Source organism: Sphingomonas sp. PAMC26645, from assembly GCF_004795835.1.
Lineage (GTDB): Bacteria > Pseudomonadota > Alphaproteobacteria > Sphingomonadales > Sphingomonadaceae > Sphingomonas.
The window spans coordinates 2,378,973-2,395,190 of the sequence record NZ_CP039249.1 but is presented as its reverse complement, the minus strand read 5'-3'; the positions used below and the strand labels follow the sequence as shown (position 1 = coordinate 2,395,190).

General features: G+C 66.0%; 10 protein-coding genes. 7 read left to right on the top strand and 3 right to left on the bottom strand.

Annotated features, from left to right (window positions below):
* Positions 1 to 53: 53 nt before the first annotated feature.
* Together E5673_RS19680 and E5673_RS11170 are read right to left on the bottom strand one after the other, a co-directional pair.
* A complete protein-coding gene (locus tag E5673_RS19680; RefSeq protein ID WP_168711611.1) occupies positions 54 to 203 on the bottom strand; it encodes a hypothetical protein in 150 nt (49 codons plus the stop codon).
* Between the two features lie 49 nt (positions 204 to 252).
* The gene (locus E5673_RS11170) at positions 253 to 1,752 is read right to left on the bottom strand and encodes an MFS transporter (protein WP_247599343.1); all 1,500 of its coding nucleotides are present in this window, start codon (positions 1,750 to 1,752) and stop codon (positions 253 to 255) included.
* Between the two features lie 136 nt (positions 1,753 to 1,888).
* Here E5673_RS11170 and E5673_RS11165 point away from each other — a divergent pair, with 136 nt between their 5' ends.
* Positions 1,889 to 2,569 carry a DUF6445 family protein gene (locus E5673_RS11165; RefSeq protein ID WP_136190057.1) on the top strand — a complete coding sequence of 227 codons (681 nt, stop codon included), beginning with the start codon at positions 1,889 to 1,891 and terminating at the stop codon, positions 2,567 to 2,569.
* Positions 2,570 to 2,655: 86 nt separating this feature from the next.
* Here E5673_RS11165 and E5673_RS11160 read toward each other — a convergent pair whose 3' ends face one another.
* A complete protein-coding gene (locus E5673_RS11160; protein WP_210731730.1) occupies positions 2,656 to 3,744 on the bottom strand; it encodes a substrate-binding domain-containing protein in 1,089 nt (362 codons plus the stop codon).
* Positions 3,745 to 3,956: 212 nt separating this feature from the next.
* On the opposite strand from E5673_RS11160, the gene E5673_RS11155 reads away from it, so the two are divergent.
* The 6 genes from E5673_RS11155 to E5673_RS11130 are packed head-to-tail and all read left to right on the top strand — an operon-like array spanning position 3,957 to position 15,972.
* The gene (locus E5673_RS11155) at positions 3,957 to 6,908 is read left to right on the top strand and encodes a TonB-dependent receptor (protein ID WP_247599342.1); all 2,952 of its coding nucleotides are present in this window, start codon (positions 3,957 to 3,959) and stop codon (positions 6,906 to 6,908) included.
* 44 nt (positions 6,909 to 6,952) lie between these two features.
* A complete protein-coding gene (locus tag E5673_RS11150) occupies positions 6,953 to 8,506 on the top strand; it encodes a tryptophan halogenase family protein (RefSeq protein ID WP_247599341.1) in 1,554 nt (517 codons plus the stop codon).
* Entirely contained in the window at positions 8,503 to 10,305 is a 1,803-nt protein-coding gene (locus E5673_RS11145; RefSeq protein WP_136190056.1) for an alpha-amylase family glycosyl hydrolase, read from the top strand. Before E5673_RS11150 ends, E5673_RS11145 begins: the two co-directional genes overlap by 4 nt.
* Positions 10,305 to 11,918, top strand: coding sequence for an alpha-amylase family glycosyl hydrolase (locus E5673_RS11140; RefSeq protein WP_136190055.1), 1,614 nt, complete (start codon positions 10,305 to 10,307; stop codon positions 11,916 to 11,918). The genes E5673_RS11145 and E5673_RS11140 overlap by 1 nt, the downstream gene beginning before the upstream one ends.
* The gene (locus E5673_RS11135) at positions 11,915 to 13,447 is read left to right on the top strand and encodes a tryptophan halogenase family protein (RefSeq protein WP_136190054.1); all 1,533 of its coding nucleotides are present in this window, start codon (positions 11,915 to 11,917) and stop codon (positions 13,445 to 13,447) included. The genes E5673_RS11140 and E5673_RS11135 overlap by 4 nt, the downstream gene beginning before the upstream one ends.
* Complete coding sequence (locus E5673_RS11130) at positions 13,444 to 15,972, top strand: TIM-barrel domain-containing protein (RefSeq protein WP_136190053.1); 2,529 nt, start codon at positions 13,444 to 13,446, stop codon at positions 15,970 to 15,972. Before E5673_RS11135 ends, E5673_RS11130 begins: the two co-directional genes overlap by 4 nt.
* The last annotated feature ends 246 nt before the right edge of the window (positions 15,973 to 16,218 follow it).

Below are 16,218 nucleotides of genomic sequence, written 5' to 3'. Positions count from 1 at the left end.
CGACTATTGCGTGCCATCCGAGCCCCGAGTAATCAGCGGGGTGCTCTGAAGATTCAGGCTGTCACATGCCGCATCGGGTCTTGAAAGATCGCCGCTTGAGCAAGTCCGATCGAGGTTTCGTCCCCAGGGATGGCAAGCGCACCAGACAGATCGTCGATGTCCAGCGACGCGCGCACCGAAGACGTCGCATACGTCGCCCACATCGCGCGGCCCCTTCTCTAGCCGTCCAGCGCCGGTTTGCTGCTTCTCGCATCAGGAGAACTTATCGGGAATCTCGGGGACGCGCAGCATCGCGAGGGCTGCGAGAATCATCACGATGGCGGCGAATGCCATCGTCCAGATCGGTTCGGTCGGGAAGAATGCCTTCAGCACCGATCCCATCAGCGTGGCAACCAGCAGCTGCGGAAGAACGATGAAGATGTTGAACAACCCCATGTAGATACCGAGCTTGGCTTGCGGCAGGCTGGAGGCGAGGATCGCGTAGGGCATGGCGAGGATCGACGCCCAGGCAATCCCGACGCCGACTTCGCTGACGATCAGCATCGTCGGATCGCGCACCACGAGGAAGCTCGCAAACCCCGCGGCACCGCACAGCAGGCAGGCGATATGCGTTTTGACCCGGCCGATCCGTCTGGCCAACCGCGGCAGTATCAGTAACGCGACCAGCGCGGCGACGGCATTGTAGACTGCGAACAGCACACCGACCCAATCGCTGCCCGCATTGTAGGCGGCGCTCGTCGCGTCGCTCGACCCGTACATGTACTGGGCGACGACGGGCGTGGTGAAGATCCACATGATGAACAGCGCGGACCAGCTGAAGAACTGGACGAGCGCCAGGCGCTTCATGACGCTGGGCATCGCGGCAAAGTCGCCGACGATCTGGCTCAGCGCGTTGTCGACATTGCCGCCACGCGCGAGGAGTATGGCCGCGAGGCTGGCGCCGCCATAGGCTACGAGCAGGCCGCCGAGCAGGTACACTTCTTTCTGCAACGCCAGTTCGGGCACCGCGACCACGACCGCTATGCCGGCGACGATCCAGGCGATGCTGGTCGCGAAGCCGCGACTGGCAAGCGCGCGGACCGGAACGCTGTGCGCCTCGTCACGGTCGGATTCAGCGAACGATGCCATCTGTTCGGGGCTGTATTCGCGCGTGTTGCCGACCGTCCACAGGACTGCGAGCAGCAATGCCGCGCCGCCGAACCAGAAGCTGTAGCGCACGGTGTCGGGAACACCCGCCAGCGCATCGCCCGACACGCCGAGATGCGCGAGCGCGAACGGAAAGATCGAGCCGACGACTGCGCCCGTGCCGATGAACGCGGTCTGGAGCGCATAGCCCGCAGTGTGCTGGTCCTTGCGCAGCATGTCGCCGACGAACGCGCGGAACGGCTCCATCGACACGTTGACCGAGGCGTCGAGCACCCACAGCGTCAGCGCGGCGAGCCACAGCATCTTCGCCTCGGGCATCACGAACAGCGCGAGCGCTGCGAGGACGGCACCGGCGAAGAAATACGGACGGCGGCGGCCGAAACGTGTCCAGGTGCGATCGCTGTAGTGGCCGATGATCGGCTGGACGAGCAGACCGGTCAGCGGTGCCGCGACCCATAGATAGGAGAGATCGTCGAGCGATCCGCCAAGCGTCTGGAAGATCCGGCTCATATTGGCGTTCTGTAGCGCGAAGCCGATCTGGATCCCGAAAAAGCCGAAGCTGATGTTCCACAGGCCGGCAAAGCCCTGGACTGGTTTCTCGGTCAAAACGCGGCTCTCCTGATCGGTCGCCACTTGTCTGCGTGGCGATCTGATGGACCGGCTTGACCCCAAGCGACCGGCAAAACAACTATGCATACGAATACCTTGCCCCGCCGCGCCGCCACACCGCATGAAGGCCGGTATGACCCAAACGCCGAAAACCACGCTTCACCTCCAGGGGGAGGAACAGCGCCCGCTGATCGTGATCGATGATTTCTGGCCCGACCCGGACGCACTGCGCGAGGATGCGGCGAGCCTGCGGATGGCACCGATCGGCCCGCATTATCCCGGCGTCCGCGCCGAGGTGCCGCCGCGCCTCGCCGAGACGATGCGACGCCGGATCGCGCCATTGTTGGCGGAGCATTTTGAGCTCGATCCGGCGCTGGCGGTATCCGAAGCCTATTATTCGCTCGTTACCACGGCGCCTGGCGATCTTGCGCCGATCCAGCGATTGCCGCATTTCGACGGCGTCGAGCGGGGGCGGATCGCCGTGCTGCTATTCCTCGGCCATGGCGAACAGGGCGGCACTGCGTTCTACCGCCAGCGATCGACGGCGTTCGAGACCGTCGATGCGTCGCGGCTCGATCGGTTCAGGGCAGAGCTGGAGGCGGGCGTGCAGGCGCACGGCATGCCCGAGGCGTCCTACATCGCCGGCGACACGGCATTGTACGAACGCATCGCGGTCCAGCCGGCGCGCTTCAACCGCGCGCTGATCTATGCGGGAAATACGCTGCACTGTGCGTATCTGCCGCCTGAGGTGGTGCTGAGTTCGGAGCCGCTGTCCGGGCGGCTGACGCTCAATCTGTTCCTGTTCGACGACTGAGCGGCCGCCCTTACACGCGATCCTCCCCCGCCAGGGGGAGGTGGCGCCGCAGGTGACGGAGGGGGAGGTTGCGCAACAGCGGTTGCTCATGCCGCCCCCTCCGTCAGGCTGACGCCTGCCACCTCCCCCTGGCGGGGGAGGATCGTGCTGGGCCATGCCCCGCTGCTCGCGCGGATCACCAGTCGGGTCGGCAAGGGCGAGTCGTCGGACACTTCGCCGCGCAGTTTCGCCAGCAACGTCCGTACCAGCGCCTCCCCTGCCCGGCGCGCGTCCTGCGTCACGGTCGTCAGCGGCGGGTTGGTGAGTTGCGCCGAGGCGATATCGTCGAAGCCGACGATCGCGACGTCGTCCGGGATCGGTCGCCCTGCGGCCGCCAGCGCGCGCATCGCGCCGATCGCGATGCTGTCGCTAGCCGCGAAAATGGCGTCATAGTCGGCGCCGCGGCGCGCGAGTTCGGCGATCGCGTCCTGTCCGGCGTCTTCGGTGGTGATTGCATCGACCTGCAATGCGGCGTCCGCCGTCAGCCCCGCAGCCGCCAACGCGTCGAGATATCCCCGATACCGGTCCTCCAGTTCGGGATACCGCCCGTCCGCGGCGCCCAGGAACGCGATCCGCCGTCGGCCGCGCGCAATCAGGTGCGCGGTGGCCGCCTCGCCGCCGCCGCGGTTGTCCGAGCCGACCGTGATCCCGGCGGGCCCGGTCCCGACCGCGCCCCAGCGCACCACCTTGGTACCCTGTTCGGTCAGGTGATCGAGACGCGCCCGGTAGGCTTCGTAATCGCCGTAGCCGAGCAGGATGATGCCGTCGGCCTTGCGGCTGTCCTGGTAATCGACGTGCCAGTCGCCCGACAATTGCTGGAACGAGATCAGCAGGTCGTAGCCGGCGCGGGCACAAGCGTGCGTGATCGAGCCCAGCATCGACAGGAAGAACGGGTTGATCGTCGACTCGTCCTCGGCCGGCTCCTCGAAGAACAGCAGCGCCAGTGTGTTCGCCGACTGGCTTCGTAGCGACGAGGCGTGCTTGTCGACCGCGTAGTGCAGGCTGCGCGCGATCGCCTCGATCCGCTGGCGGGTCTGCGCGTTGACCGACTTCGATCCGCGCAACGCCCGCGACACCGTCGGCTGCGACACGCCGGCCAGTTGCGCGATGTCGAACGATGTCGGGCGGCGACCCATCGTCAGCGCCCTTGCCCGCGCCACTGTGGGCGGGCGTGGTCCTGAAGAGACACGGTTTGCATGAAACAGTGAATACGTATGCCCGTCCCTTTTGCAACGCCTCCACCCGAAATATAGCCGTGTTGCGACACCCGACGCGTCAGCACGACGTCGGGGATACCAAAACAAGCAATTGAGGATGCGCGGGATTAATCTCGCCTGAAGGGGATTTCATGAGCCAGTCTATTCCGTGCCGCCTGCGCGTCGCGTCCGGCATTTCCGCGCATAGCCGCCTCGCACTGCAAGTCAGCGCGACCGCGCTTGCCGCTGCTCTGATGCTGCCGGGTCAGGCTGTGTTCGCGCAAGCGACGCCGGGCACGGCAAATGCCAATCCGACTGCACCAGCGCAGATCGACGCGGTCCCGACCGTCGCCGCGCCGACGCCTCAGCCCGCCGATGCCGTGCCAACCACAGCCCAGGCCGATGCCGCTGGCGGTGACGAGATCGTCGTCACCGGTATCCGCGCCGGCCTGGAATCCTCCGCGAAGATCAAGCGCCAGTCGGTCCTGATCGTCGATTCGATCTCGGCCGAAGACGTCGGCAAGCTGCCCGACGTGTCGATCGCGGACTCGCTCGCTCGCCTGCCCGGCGTGACCGCGCAGCGTCTCGAAGGCCGCGACCAGCGCCTGTCGATCCGCGGCCTCGGCCCCGATTTCTCGACCACGCTGCTCAACGGCCGCGAACAGGTGACGACCGGCGACAACCGCGGCGTCGAGTTCGACCAGTACCCGTCGGAATTCTTCAAGACCGTCAACGTCTACAAGTCGGCCGACGCGTCGCTGATCGCCGCAGGCGTCGCCGGTACGGTCGACCTGCGCATGCTGCGTCCGCTCGACCAGGCGCACCGCATCATCGCGGTCAGCGCGCGGGCGCAGATGAACGGCATCGACAAGCTCAACCCGGATGGCGATCGCTACGGCTATCGCGCGTCGGCGACCTATGTCGACAAGTTCGCCAACGACACGCTCGGCATCGCGATCGGCGTGTCGGCGACGCAGACGCCGTCGCAGGACGAGCGCTACAACGCGTGGGGCTATAGCGGCGCCGGCACCGCGACCAGCCCGTTCCTGCTCAACGGCGCCAAGCCGTACGTCCAGTCGAACGGGCTGAAGCGCTATGGCGGCGTCGCCACGATCGAGTGGCAGCCGTCCGACAGCTTCCATTCGACGTTCGATGCGCTGTATTCGCACTTCGAGGAAACGCAGATCCTGCGCGGCATCGAGTTCCCGCTGGCTGGTCAGTTGACGACACCGACCTCGCCTGGCGGAACGACCGCTACCGGCGTGACAATTGCCGACGGCTTCGCGACCAGCGCGACGTTCGGCAACGTCTTCGCGGTGCAGCGTAACGACTATAACCAGCGCAAGGCGGACAATTTCTCGCTCGGCTGGAACAACGACCTCAAGCTGACCGAGTCGGTTCACCTCAACGTCGATGCGAGCTGGAGCCGTGCGAAGCGCACCGACTTCCTGCTCGAGACCAACACCGGTACCGGCTTCGCCAAGAGCGGCGCGGCGGACACAGTCACCGTCAAGCAGAACGGCAACGGCACCTACACCTTCTCGCCGACGCTCGATTACACCAACACCAACATCTTCAAGCTGACCGATCCGCAGGGCTGGGGCAACAACGGCACGCAGCAGGTCGTCCAGTCGGGCTTCCTCAACCGGCCAAGCTTCAAGGATGATCTGAAGTCGCTCCGCGCGAGCCTGAACGGCGAGTTCTCCGACAGCGTCGTCAAGGGCTGGGAAGCCGGCGGCAACTACAGCCAGCGCAAGAAGACCAGCGCGTACACGTCGTACTTCCTCTGCCCGACCGGCGGTGGCACCAACTGCACCGTCGCGAGTGGCTCGCCACTGAGCGGCAACGTTCCCAGCGAGGCATTGCTCGGCAAGAACGTGGCGCTCGATTATCTCGGCATCCCGCAGATGCTGACGCTCGATCCGCTGTATCTCTACAACAACTCGCTCAACGCGGCGTTCGATGGCCGTCCGTCCGCGCTGGTGCGCGACAATGTCGTGCTCGAGAAGGTCTGGACCGGCTATGCCAAGGTCACGATCGACGGCCTGGTCGGCGACAAGCCGCTCAAGGGATCGATCGGTGCGCAGGTGGTGCATTCGGACCAGAGCTCGACCGGCCAGATCGCCAGCGTCGTCGGCGGCGCAGTGACGATCGCACCCGTGAAGCAGTCGCTGAAATACACGAACTTCCTGCCCTCGGCGACGATGTCGGTCGAACTGATCCCGCTGGGCTTCGTCAAGGTCGGCGCCTCGCAGACGATGGTCCGTCCGCGTCTCGACCAGGAGCGTGTCACGCAGGACGTGGCGATCAACCTGACCAACATCGGCCAGACGCCCGCCGGGCTGTTCCCGGTGTTCACGTCGACCGGTGGCAACGTCAATCTGAAGCCATACCAGTCGACCAACATCGATCTGTCGTTCGAGAAGTATTTCAACGGGGGCGGCTATGTCGCGTTGTCGGGGTATTTCAAGCATCTGACCGACTTCGTCGATCCGAACAACTCGCTGCCCTACGACTTCTCGGCGTTGCTGCCGGCGCTGACCGCGGCGCAGCAGGCGCAGGTGATCGCGGCGGGCCAGACGATCGGCAACGTCTCGTCGCCCGCCAACACCGGTCGCGGCGAAGTGCTGGGCGTCGAAGGTACGGTGTCGCTGCCGTTCAAGGCGATCACGTCGGCGCTCGATGGCTTCGGCATCTTCGCGAGCGGCAACTACACGCAGTCGACGATCAAGTACGGCAGCAACCCGACCGAGGCGATCACCCTGCCCGGCCTGTCCAAGTGGACCGGCAGCGGCACGATCTACTTCGAGAAATGGGGCTTCCAGGCGCGCGCGAACTATCGCTATCGCTCCAGCTTCCTCGCCGAAGTCGCTGGCCTATCGGCCAACCCGACCTATCGCACGGCACGGTCCGAGGGCATCCTGGATGCGCAGATCGGCTATGAGTTCCAGAGCGGTCCGCTTGCGAACTTCGCGATCCTGGCGCAGGCGAAGAACCTGACCGACCGGCCGTTCGTGACCTACCAGAACGACGACCCGCGCCAGGTGATCGACTACCAGCGCTATGGTCGCGACTACTATGTCGGCATCACCTACAAGTTCTGATGTCGATGGCGGGGCGGTTGACGCCGCCCCGCATTTGCCCCGCGATGGCGGCACCTGACGGTTTCGAAGCGGGGACGCGGACGATGGCCAATCACCCTTTGCGTATCGTGATCGCCGGTGGCGGTACAGCCGGCTGGATGGCAGCGGCGACCTTCGCTCGGTTCCTGGAGACGGGATACGAGATCGACCTGATCGAGTCCGACGAGATCGGCACGGTCGGGGTGGGCGAGGCGACGATCCCGCAGATTCATTTGTTCAACGACGCACTCGGTCTCGACGAGGACGCGTTCCTCCGCGCGACCGGCGGCACGTTCAAGCTCGGCATCGAGTTCGTCGACTGGTTCAAGCCCGGCCATCGCTACATGCACGCGTTCGGCGATGTCGGTCGCGACGTCGGCTTGCTGCCCTTCCACCAATATTGGCTGCGCGCGCGATCGCTCGGGCTGGCCGGCGAGCTCGGCGCCTATTCGCTGAATACGCACGCGGCACTTGCCGAGCGGATGCAGCGGGGGCCGGCTCGTACCGCGCGGACGCTGCCGTCGATGCCGTACGCCTATCATTTCGATGCGGGGCTCTACGCGCGCTACCTGCGGCGCTATTCGGAAACGCGCGGCGTCAACCGGATCGAAGGCAAGATCGTCCGCGTCACGCGCGACGGCGAGAGCGGCGACGTCTCCGGCCTCGTGCTGGAGAACGGCACCACCGTCGACGCCGACCTGTATATCGACTGCACCGGGTTTCGCGGGCTGTTGATCGAGGAGGCGCTCGGCACCGGGTACGAGGACTGGACGCGCTGGCTGCCGTGTGATCGCGCGATCGCGGTGCCGTCTGCGCGAAGCAATAAGTTCACGCCCTACACGCGCTCGACCGCGCATCCCGCCGGCTGGCAGTGGCGAATCCCGTTGCAGCACCGCACGGGCAACGGCGTCGTCTTCTCCAGCGCGCACATGAGCGAGGACGAGGCGACCGCGACCTTGCTGGCGGGGCTCGACACGCCGGCGATGGCCGATCCGCGGACGATCGCGTTCCGCACCGGCCGCCGCAAGCGGATGTGGAACCGCAACGTCGTCGGGCTCGGGCTCGCCGCGGGGTTCATGGAACCGCTCGAATCCACCAGCATCCACCTGATCCAGTCGGCGATCTCGCGATTGCTGAAGCTATTGCCTGGCCGCGTCATCGCCGACGCCGACCGCACCGAGTTCAACCGGCAGAGCGACTTCGAATACGAACGCATCCGCGACTTCATCATCCTCCACTACAAGGCGACGGCGCGCGACGACACGCCGTTCTGGCGCGAGTGCCGCGACATGGCCGTCCCCGACACGCTCGCCGCGAAGATCGACCTGTGGCGCGGCAACGGACACATCGTCCGCGAGCATGAGGAGCTGTTCACCGAAGTTGGCTGGCTTCAGGTGCTGGCGGGACAAGGCATCATGCCGGCGGGCCACCACCCGCTGGCCGACGCGATATCGACGAGCGACCTGGGGGAATTCATGGACACGATCGACAAGCTCAACGCGCGCGAAGCGGGCCAGATGCAGGACCACGCCGCGTTCGTCGCGCAGCATTGCGCGTCACCGGCAGGGCTCGGCGCATGAGCATCGCCACTGCCATCCTGCTCGCGCTGTCCGGCGCGGCCGCCGTGCCGCCCGTCGACTACCGCGCGCGTGCGCCGCAGGACGAGGTGATCTATTTCGTCCTGCCCGACCGGTTCGAGAATGCCGACCCGAGCAATGACCGCGGCGGGATCGGCGGCGACCGGCTGAAGACCGGCTATGATCCGACCGCGAAGGGCTTCTATCACGGCGGCGACCTGAAGGGCCTGACCAAGCGGCTCGACTATATCCAGCATCTCGGCGCGACCGCGATATGGCTCGGGCCGATCTTCAAGAACAAGGCGGTGCAGGGTTCGCCGGGCCACGAATCCGCGGGCTATCACGGATACTGGATCACCGACTTCACGCAGGTCGACCCGCATCTCGGCACCAATGCCGACATGACCGCCTTCGTCGATGCCGCCCACAAGCGCGGGATGAAGGTGTATATGGACATCATCATCAACCACACCGCAGACGTGATCCAGTACCGCGAATGCGCGGTCGGCATGCCCTGCCCGTACCGCGATCGCGCGACCTATCCGTACCAGCGCAAGGGCGGTGTCGGCGGCAAGGCGATCAATCCCGGTTTCGTCGGAGACGGTGTCCAGACCGCGGCGAACTTCGCGAGGCTGACCGACACGACCTATGCCTACACGCCGTACGTGCCCGCCGCCGAGCGCAATGTGAAGTTGCCGGCGTGGCTCAATGACCCGATCTATTACCATAATCGCGGCGACACGACTTTCATGAACGAGAGCTCGACGTTGGGCGATTTCTCGGGGCTCGACGACATCATGACGGAAAACCCGCGCGTCGTGAGCGGGATGATCGACATCTTCGGATCGTGGATCGACCGGTTCAAGGTCGACGGCTTCCGCATCGACACCGCGCGCCACGTGAACCCCGAATTCTGGGCGCAGTTCGTGCCGGCGATGCTGACGCGCGCGCAGGCGAACGGCATCCTGAACTTCCACATCTTCGGCGAAGTCTCCGATCACGAGGTCCGCCCCGCGGTGCTCGCGCAGCACACGATCGTCGACAAGCTACCCGCGGTGCTCGACTTCGCGTTCCGCCAGGCGGTGGTCGAGACGGTCGCGGGCACGCGCGGCACCGATGCGTTCGAGGCGTTGCTCGACGGCGACGTGCTGTATGCGAAGGGCGTCGACACCGCGGCAATCCTGCCGACCTTCACGGGCAACCACGACGACGGGCGGTTCGCCACGTTCGTGCGGAAGGCGTTCCCGCAGGCGTCCGACGACGAGGTGCTGAAGCGCGTGCTGCTGTCGAACGCGATGCTGCTGACGTTGCGCGGCGTGCCGACGATCTATTCGGGCGACGAGCAGGGCTTCGTCGGCGATGGCAACGATCAGGACGCGCGCGAGGACATGTTCGCGTCGAAGGTTGCGATCTCAAACGACAACCGCCTGCTCGGCACGACCAAGACGACCGCGACCGAAAGCTTCGGCGAGACCAATCCGCTGTTCCGCCAAATCGCCGAACTGGCGAAGGTGCGCGTCACGCATCCGGCGCTCACGCGGGGCCGGACGGTCATCCGCAGCCGTAGCGAAGCGCCGGGTCTACTTGCGGTTTCGCGCTTCGATCCGACGACGGGTGCGGAAACCCTGCTCGCGTTCAACACGTCGGCCAAGCCAATCACGCAGGCGGTGCAGGTCGAGACCGGTTCCACGCGCTTCACTACGCTCGCCGGCACATGCGCAGCCCGCGCTGCCGCCCCCGGCAGTGTCACACTAACCCTGCCCGCGTTCGGCTATGCCGTTTGCGCCGCGGAGACTCGTTGATGCCTGCACGATTACCTGAGTCCGTTGCCGACCACCCTTGGTGGAAGGGCGCGACGATCTACCAGATCTATCCCCGGAGTTTCGCGGACTCGAACGACGACGGGATCGGCGACCTGCCGGGCATCACCGCGCATCTCGACTATGTCGCCAGCCTCGGCGTCGACGCGGTGTGGCTGTCGCCGTTCTTCACGTCGCCGATGAAGGATTTCGGCTACGACGTATCGGATTACCGCGACGTCGATCCGATCTTCGGCACGCTCGCCGATTTCGACGCGCTGATCGCGCGCGCACATGCGCTCGGGCTGAAGATCATCGTCGATCAGGTCTATTCGCACACTTCGGAGGAGCATGACTGGTTCCGCCGGAGCCGTGCCTCGCGCAGCGGCGACAAGGCGGACTGGTATGTCTGGGCGGATGCGAAGCCCGACGGCACGCCGCCGTCGAACTGGCAGTCGGTGTTCGGCGGCCCCGCCTGGACCTGGGATGCCAGGCGCGGGCAATATTACATGCACAATTTCCTCAAGGACCAGCCGCAGCTCAACGGGCACAACCCCGCGGTGCAGGACGAGTTGATCGCGACCGCGCGGTTCTGGCTCGATCGCGGCGTCGATGGCTTCCGCCTCGATGCGATCAACTTCGCGATGCACGACCCGGCGCTGACCGACAATCCACCCGCGCCCGCGACCAATCGCGCGCGGACGCGGTCGTTCGATTTTCAGCAGAAGCTGCACAACCAGAGCCATCCGGATATCGTCGGTTTCATCGAGCGGATCCGCGCGCTGCTCGACGAATATGGTGCCGGGTTCACCGTCGCCGAAGTCGGCGGCGACGACAGCGACCGCGAGATGAAGCTGTTTACCGGCGGCAACGGCCGGCTCAACAGCGCGTACGGGTTCGACTTCCTGTATGCGGATCGGCTGACGCCCGAGCTGATCGTCGATGCGGTCGGCAACTGGCCCGATACGCCGGGTCTCGGCTGGCCGAGCTGGGCGTTCGAGAACCACGACGCGCCGCGCGCGGTGTCGCGCTGGACCACCCCCGACCAGCGCGACGCGTTCGCGCGGATGAAGATCCTGCTGCTCGTTGCGTTGCGCGGCAACATCTTCCTGTATCAGGGCGAGGAGCTTGGCTTGACGCAGGTCGACATCGCGTTCGACGACCTGCTCGATCCTGAGGCGATCGCGAACTGGCCGCTGACCTTGTCGCGAGACGGCGCACGTACGCCGATGCCGTGGATCGGCGCGGCGCCCGATCTCGGGTTCGGCAGCACCGAGCCGTGGCTCCCGTTCGGGGAAGATCACCGCGCGATCGCGGTTGACGCGCAGGAAGCGGACGCGACCTCGCTGCTGCATTGGACGCGGGCGCTGATCGCCGCGCGGAAAGCGCATTCGGCGTTGCGGCTCGGCAGCCTGCAGATCGTGCACAGCGACGATGCGGTAATCGCGTTCGAGCGGCAGTCCGATGGCGAGTTGCTGCTCTGCGTGTTCAATCTCGGCGACGAAGCGCGCGAATGGCCGACCGGCATTGCCACTGACGGCGACATGCTGTTCGCGACCGATGGCGCCGACACGACGACGCTGCCGCCGCTGTCCGGGCTGGTCCTGCGACGGTGATCGACGGGCTTGGCCAGCATATCGTCATCCTCGGCGGGGGCACCGCCGGGTGGATGACCGCGTGCCTAATCGCGCATCGCTGGCGGGATCGCGGCGTCCGCGTGACTCTGGTCGAAAGCCCGGAGATCGGCATCGTCGGCGTCGGCGAAGGGTCGACGCCGCAGTTGAAGCATTTCTTCGACACGCTTGGCATCGCAGAGGCGGAGTGGATGCCGGCGTGCGATGCGACCTACAAGCTCGGGATCGGGTTCGAAGGCTGGTCGGACCGCGAGGGGTATGAGCGCTATTTCCACCCCTTCCCCACCGCGCTCGACGGGCACACCGCGCCGCAATTCTTCTACAACACGCGGGCCCGACGCACCGGCCGCGACGTCGACGCGCACCCCGACCAGTTCCTGCTCCCTGCCCGCCTCGCCGCTGCGAACTCCGCGCCGCAGCCTGCCGCAAACTTCCCCTTCGAGGTCAGCTACGGCTATCATTTCGACGCGTACAAGGTCGGCGCCTTCCTCGCCGCGCACGCGACCGAAACGCTGGGCGTCGTCCATCTCCAGCGCCGTATCGTCAGCGTCGAGACTGCCTCAACCGGTGACATCACCGCACTGATCGATACCGACGGCGAGCGTATCGCAGGCGATTTCTTCGTCGATGCCAGTGGGTTTCGCAGCACGATCTTCAGCGCGCTCGAAATGCCGTTCGTCAGCTACGCCAACGCGCTGTTCAACGACCGCGCGGTGGTGATGCCGACCGCGCATGCCCCCGGAGCACCGATCCCTAGCCAAACGCGCGCGACCGCGCTGTCGGCCGGCTGGGCGTGGCACATCCCGCTGACCAGCCGCATCGGCAACGGCTATGTCTACTCGAGCCGCCACCTGACCGAAACACAGGCGGAAGCGGAACTGCGCGCGCATATCGGCGCCGAGGCCGGCGAAGCGCGCCACCTCAGGATGCGCGTCGGCCGCGTCCGCGACAGCTGGTCGCACAACGCACTCGCGGTTGGGCTCGCGCAAGGCTTCCTCGAACCGCTCGAAGCAACTGCACTGCATCTGGTGATCGCCACCGTCGAAGCGTTCCTCGACATGGTCGACCAAGACGGCGCGGCCGACGCCGTCCGCACCGCATTCAACACGCGCATCGCCGCGCGCTACGACGGCGTCCGCGATTACATCGTCGCGCATTACCGGCTCAACCAGCGCCACGACGATCCGACCGGCTATTGGGCAGAAGCGCGCGGCGTGGACGCCCTGTCCGGTGATCTCAAGATGCTGATGTCCACCTGGTTCACCGGCGCGGACATGGTCGCGGCGATCGATCGCGCCGGGCTCGGCCGCTATTATTCGGCGATCAGCTGGCACTGCCTGTTCGCAGGCTACGGCACCTTTCCCGATGCCGCGCGGCTGATCCCACCCGGCGCCGATATCGATCCCATCGACCTGCCGAAGATCGACGATTTCCTGACCCGTTGCGCATCGAATTTCGGGTCGCACGCCTCTCGCCTCCGCGCCGCCGCGGACCACAAGGATCACGTATGAAACGCATCGCCCTCCTGCTCGCCGCCACCGCCGCCATCTGCAGCGCACCCGTCCAGGCGCAGACGACCACGCTCGCCGCCCCTACGCTCGCCCCGCGCAATGACGGCGTCGAGGTTCGTGCAGGCGCGACGACCATGCGGATCACCGCGATGACCGACGGCCTCGTCCGCGTGCGCGTCGCCAAGAACGGCGCGTTCGCCGAGGATGCGAGCTGGGCGGTGACGGCGGCGACCCGCAAGCAGACCGCCAAGGTGAGCGCAGCCCCCGACGGTTTCACCACCGCCAGCGTCCGCGTACGGATCGGTGCCGGCGGCGCGATTACCTTCGAGACGCTCGACGGAAAGGTCATCTCCGCCGATGCCGCCCCCGTCACGACCGACGGCAAGGCGTTCACGATCGCGAAGACGCTGCCGATCGCCGAGCATTTCTACGGCCTCGGCGACAAGACTCAGGGGCTCGACCGCCGCGGCCACGGCTTCGTGGACTGGAACACCGACGCGTTCGGGTTCAGCAGTGCGGACGATCCGATCTACAAGTCTATCCCGTTTTTCATCGGCAGCGGCGGAGCCGGTGGCAGCTACGGCATCCTGCTCGACAACACCTATCGCACCTGGTTCGACTTCGGCCACCGCGACGCCGAGACGCTCTCGTTCGGCGGCCCCGACGGCCCGATCGACTATTATTTCATCGCCGGACCATCTGTGGCCGAGGTCACGCGCCGTTATGCCGACCTGACCGGCCACGCGCCGCTCGCCCCGAAATGGGCGCTCGGCTATCAACAGTCGCGCTACAGCTATGGCAGCGCCGACGAGGTCCGCCAGATCGCCGCGCGCCTGCGCAGCGACCGGGTGCCGACCGACGTCATCTGGCTCGACATCGGCTATCAGGATCGCAACCGCCCCTTCACCACCGACGCCAAGACCTTCCCCGACCTACCCAAGCTCGCCACCGAGATGAAGGCGGACGGCATAAAGCTGGTCGCGATCACCGATCTCCACATCGCCGCGGTCGAGCAGGGTTACGCGCCCTACCAGAGCGGGATGGAGGCCGACGCGTTCATCAAGAACGCCGATGGCACCCCGTATGTCGCGCCGGTCTGGCCTGGCCCTTCGGTATTCCCCGACTTCACCAAGACCGCCGCACGGACCTGGTGGGGCACGCAGTACAAGGGCTTCCTCGACGCCGGAATCGCAGGGTTCTGGAACGACATGAACGAGCCAGCGATCTTCGAAACGCCGACCAAGACGATGCCGCTCGACACCCGTCACCGTATCGACAGTGACGATTTCGCGGCGCGCATCACCGATCACCGCGAGGCGCACAACGTCTATGGCATGCTCAACACGCGCGCGACATATGACGGCCTGCTCAAACTGCGTCCCGACGAACGCCCGTTCGTGATGACGCGCGCGAGCTATGCTGGCGGGCAGCGTTATGCGGTCACCTGGACCGGCGACAACAGCGCGACCTGGGATCACCTCAAGCTGTCGGTACAGCAGATCATCAACCTCGGCCTGTCCGGCTTCGGCTACAGCGCCGCCGACGTCAGCGGCTTTGCGGGCGGCCCGAGCCCCGACCTGCTCACGCGCTGGACCGAGATCGGCGCGTTCACGCCGGTGTTCCGCAACCATTCGGCGACCGGCACACCTCGCGTGGAACCCTGGGTCGACGGCCCCGACCATCTCGCGATCCGCCGCCGCTTCATCGAGGAGCGTTATCGCCTGATGCCGTATTTCTACGCGCTGGCGGACCAGAACGCGCGCTTCGGCGATCCGATCATGCGCCCGGTCTTCTACGACTACCCGGCCGCCGCGACCGCGTCGTGCGATCAGTCGATGGCGTTCACACTCGGCAAGTCGCTGCTGATCGCACCCCCGCCCAAGCCGGAGTCGCCGCAGACCTACGACGTGTGCCTGCCCGCTGGCGGCTGGTACGACTATTGGACCGGCCAGCGCGTTGGCACGCCCGAGCCTGCCGCCGCCGGCCCGATCCAGTCTGCGACGCAAGCCGTGCCGACCGCGCGGACGCTAGGCGATCGCGTGACAGAAACACCGCGCCTCGATCGCCTGCCCGTGTTCGTCCGCGCCGGCACGATCCTGCCCCGCCAGCCCTTGGTCCAGAGCACAAGCGAAACCCCGAACGGCCCGCTGCGGCTCGACGTCTATCCCGGCGCGGATTGCGTTGGCACCCTCTACGAGGACGATGGCCGCACGCTGGCGTACACCCGCCGCGGCTATTTCCGCCAGACGGTGCGCTGCACGATCACCCCCACCGGCCTGTCGATCGACTTCGCCAAACCCGAGGGTAGCTTCAAGCCGTGGTGGAAGAGGATCGCGATCACCGTCCATGGTTGGGACGGCGCCGGCACTGCCAGGATGAAGGGTAGGCAGACCAGTGTCGCTCAAGACGCAGCCGCCGGAACGTCGACCTTGGTCATTCCATCGATGAATATTGCCGGCACTGTACACTTGGAGGGACGGCAAGTGGCGATTGGACAAGCGCTGAAAACCATCTCCCTGCGGTAATATCGATTTGCAGTTCGCCCTGCACTGCCGGCGTCTCGAGGAGGTGGGAAGCGGAGGTTTCAACGTCCCACACATGGAGAACGCCGGCAACGGCAGCGTCCTTAGAGCACGTCACGACGGTCTCATTGTCCCCCGGCGGCTATGCAATCGCTTGGGATCGCGTGGCGGCGCTTACGGTATGCTCGCTCGACCACCAGACTATGTCGTGGTCGCGAGCCAGGTTTGAAAGATTACTCGGTAGCCCCC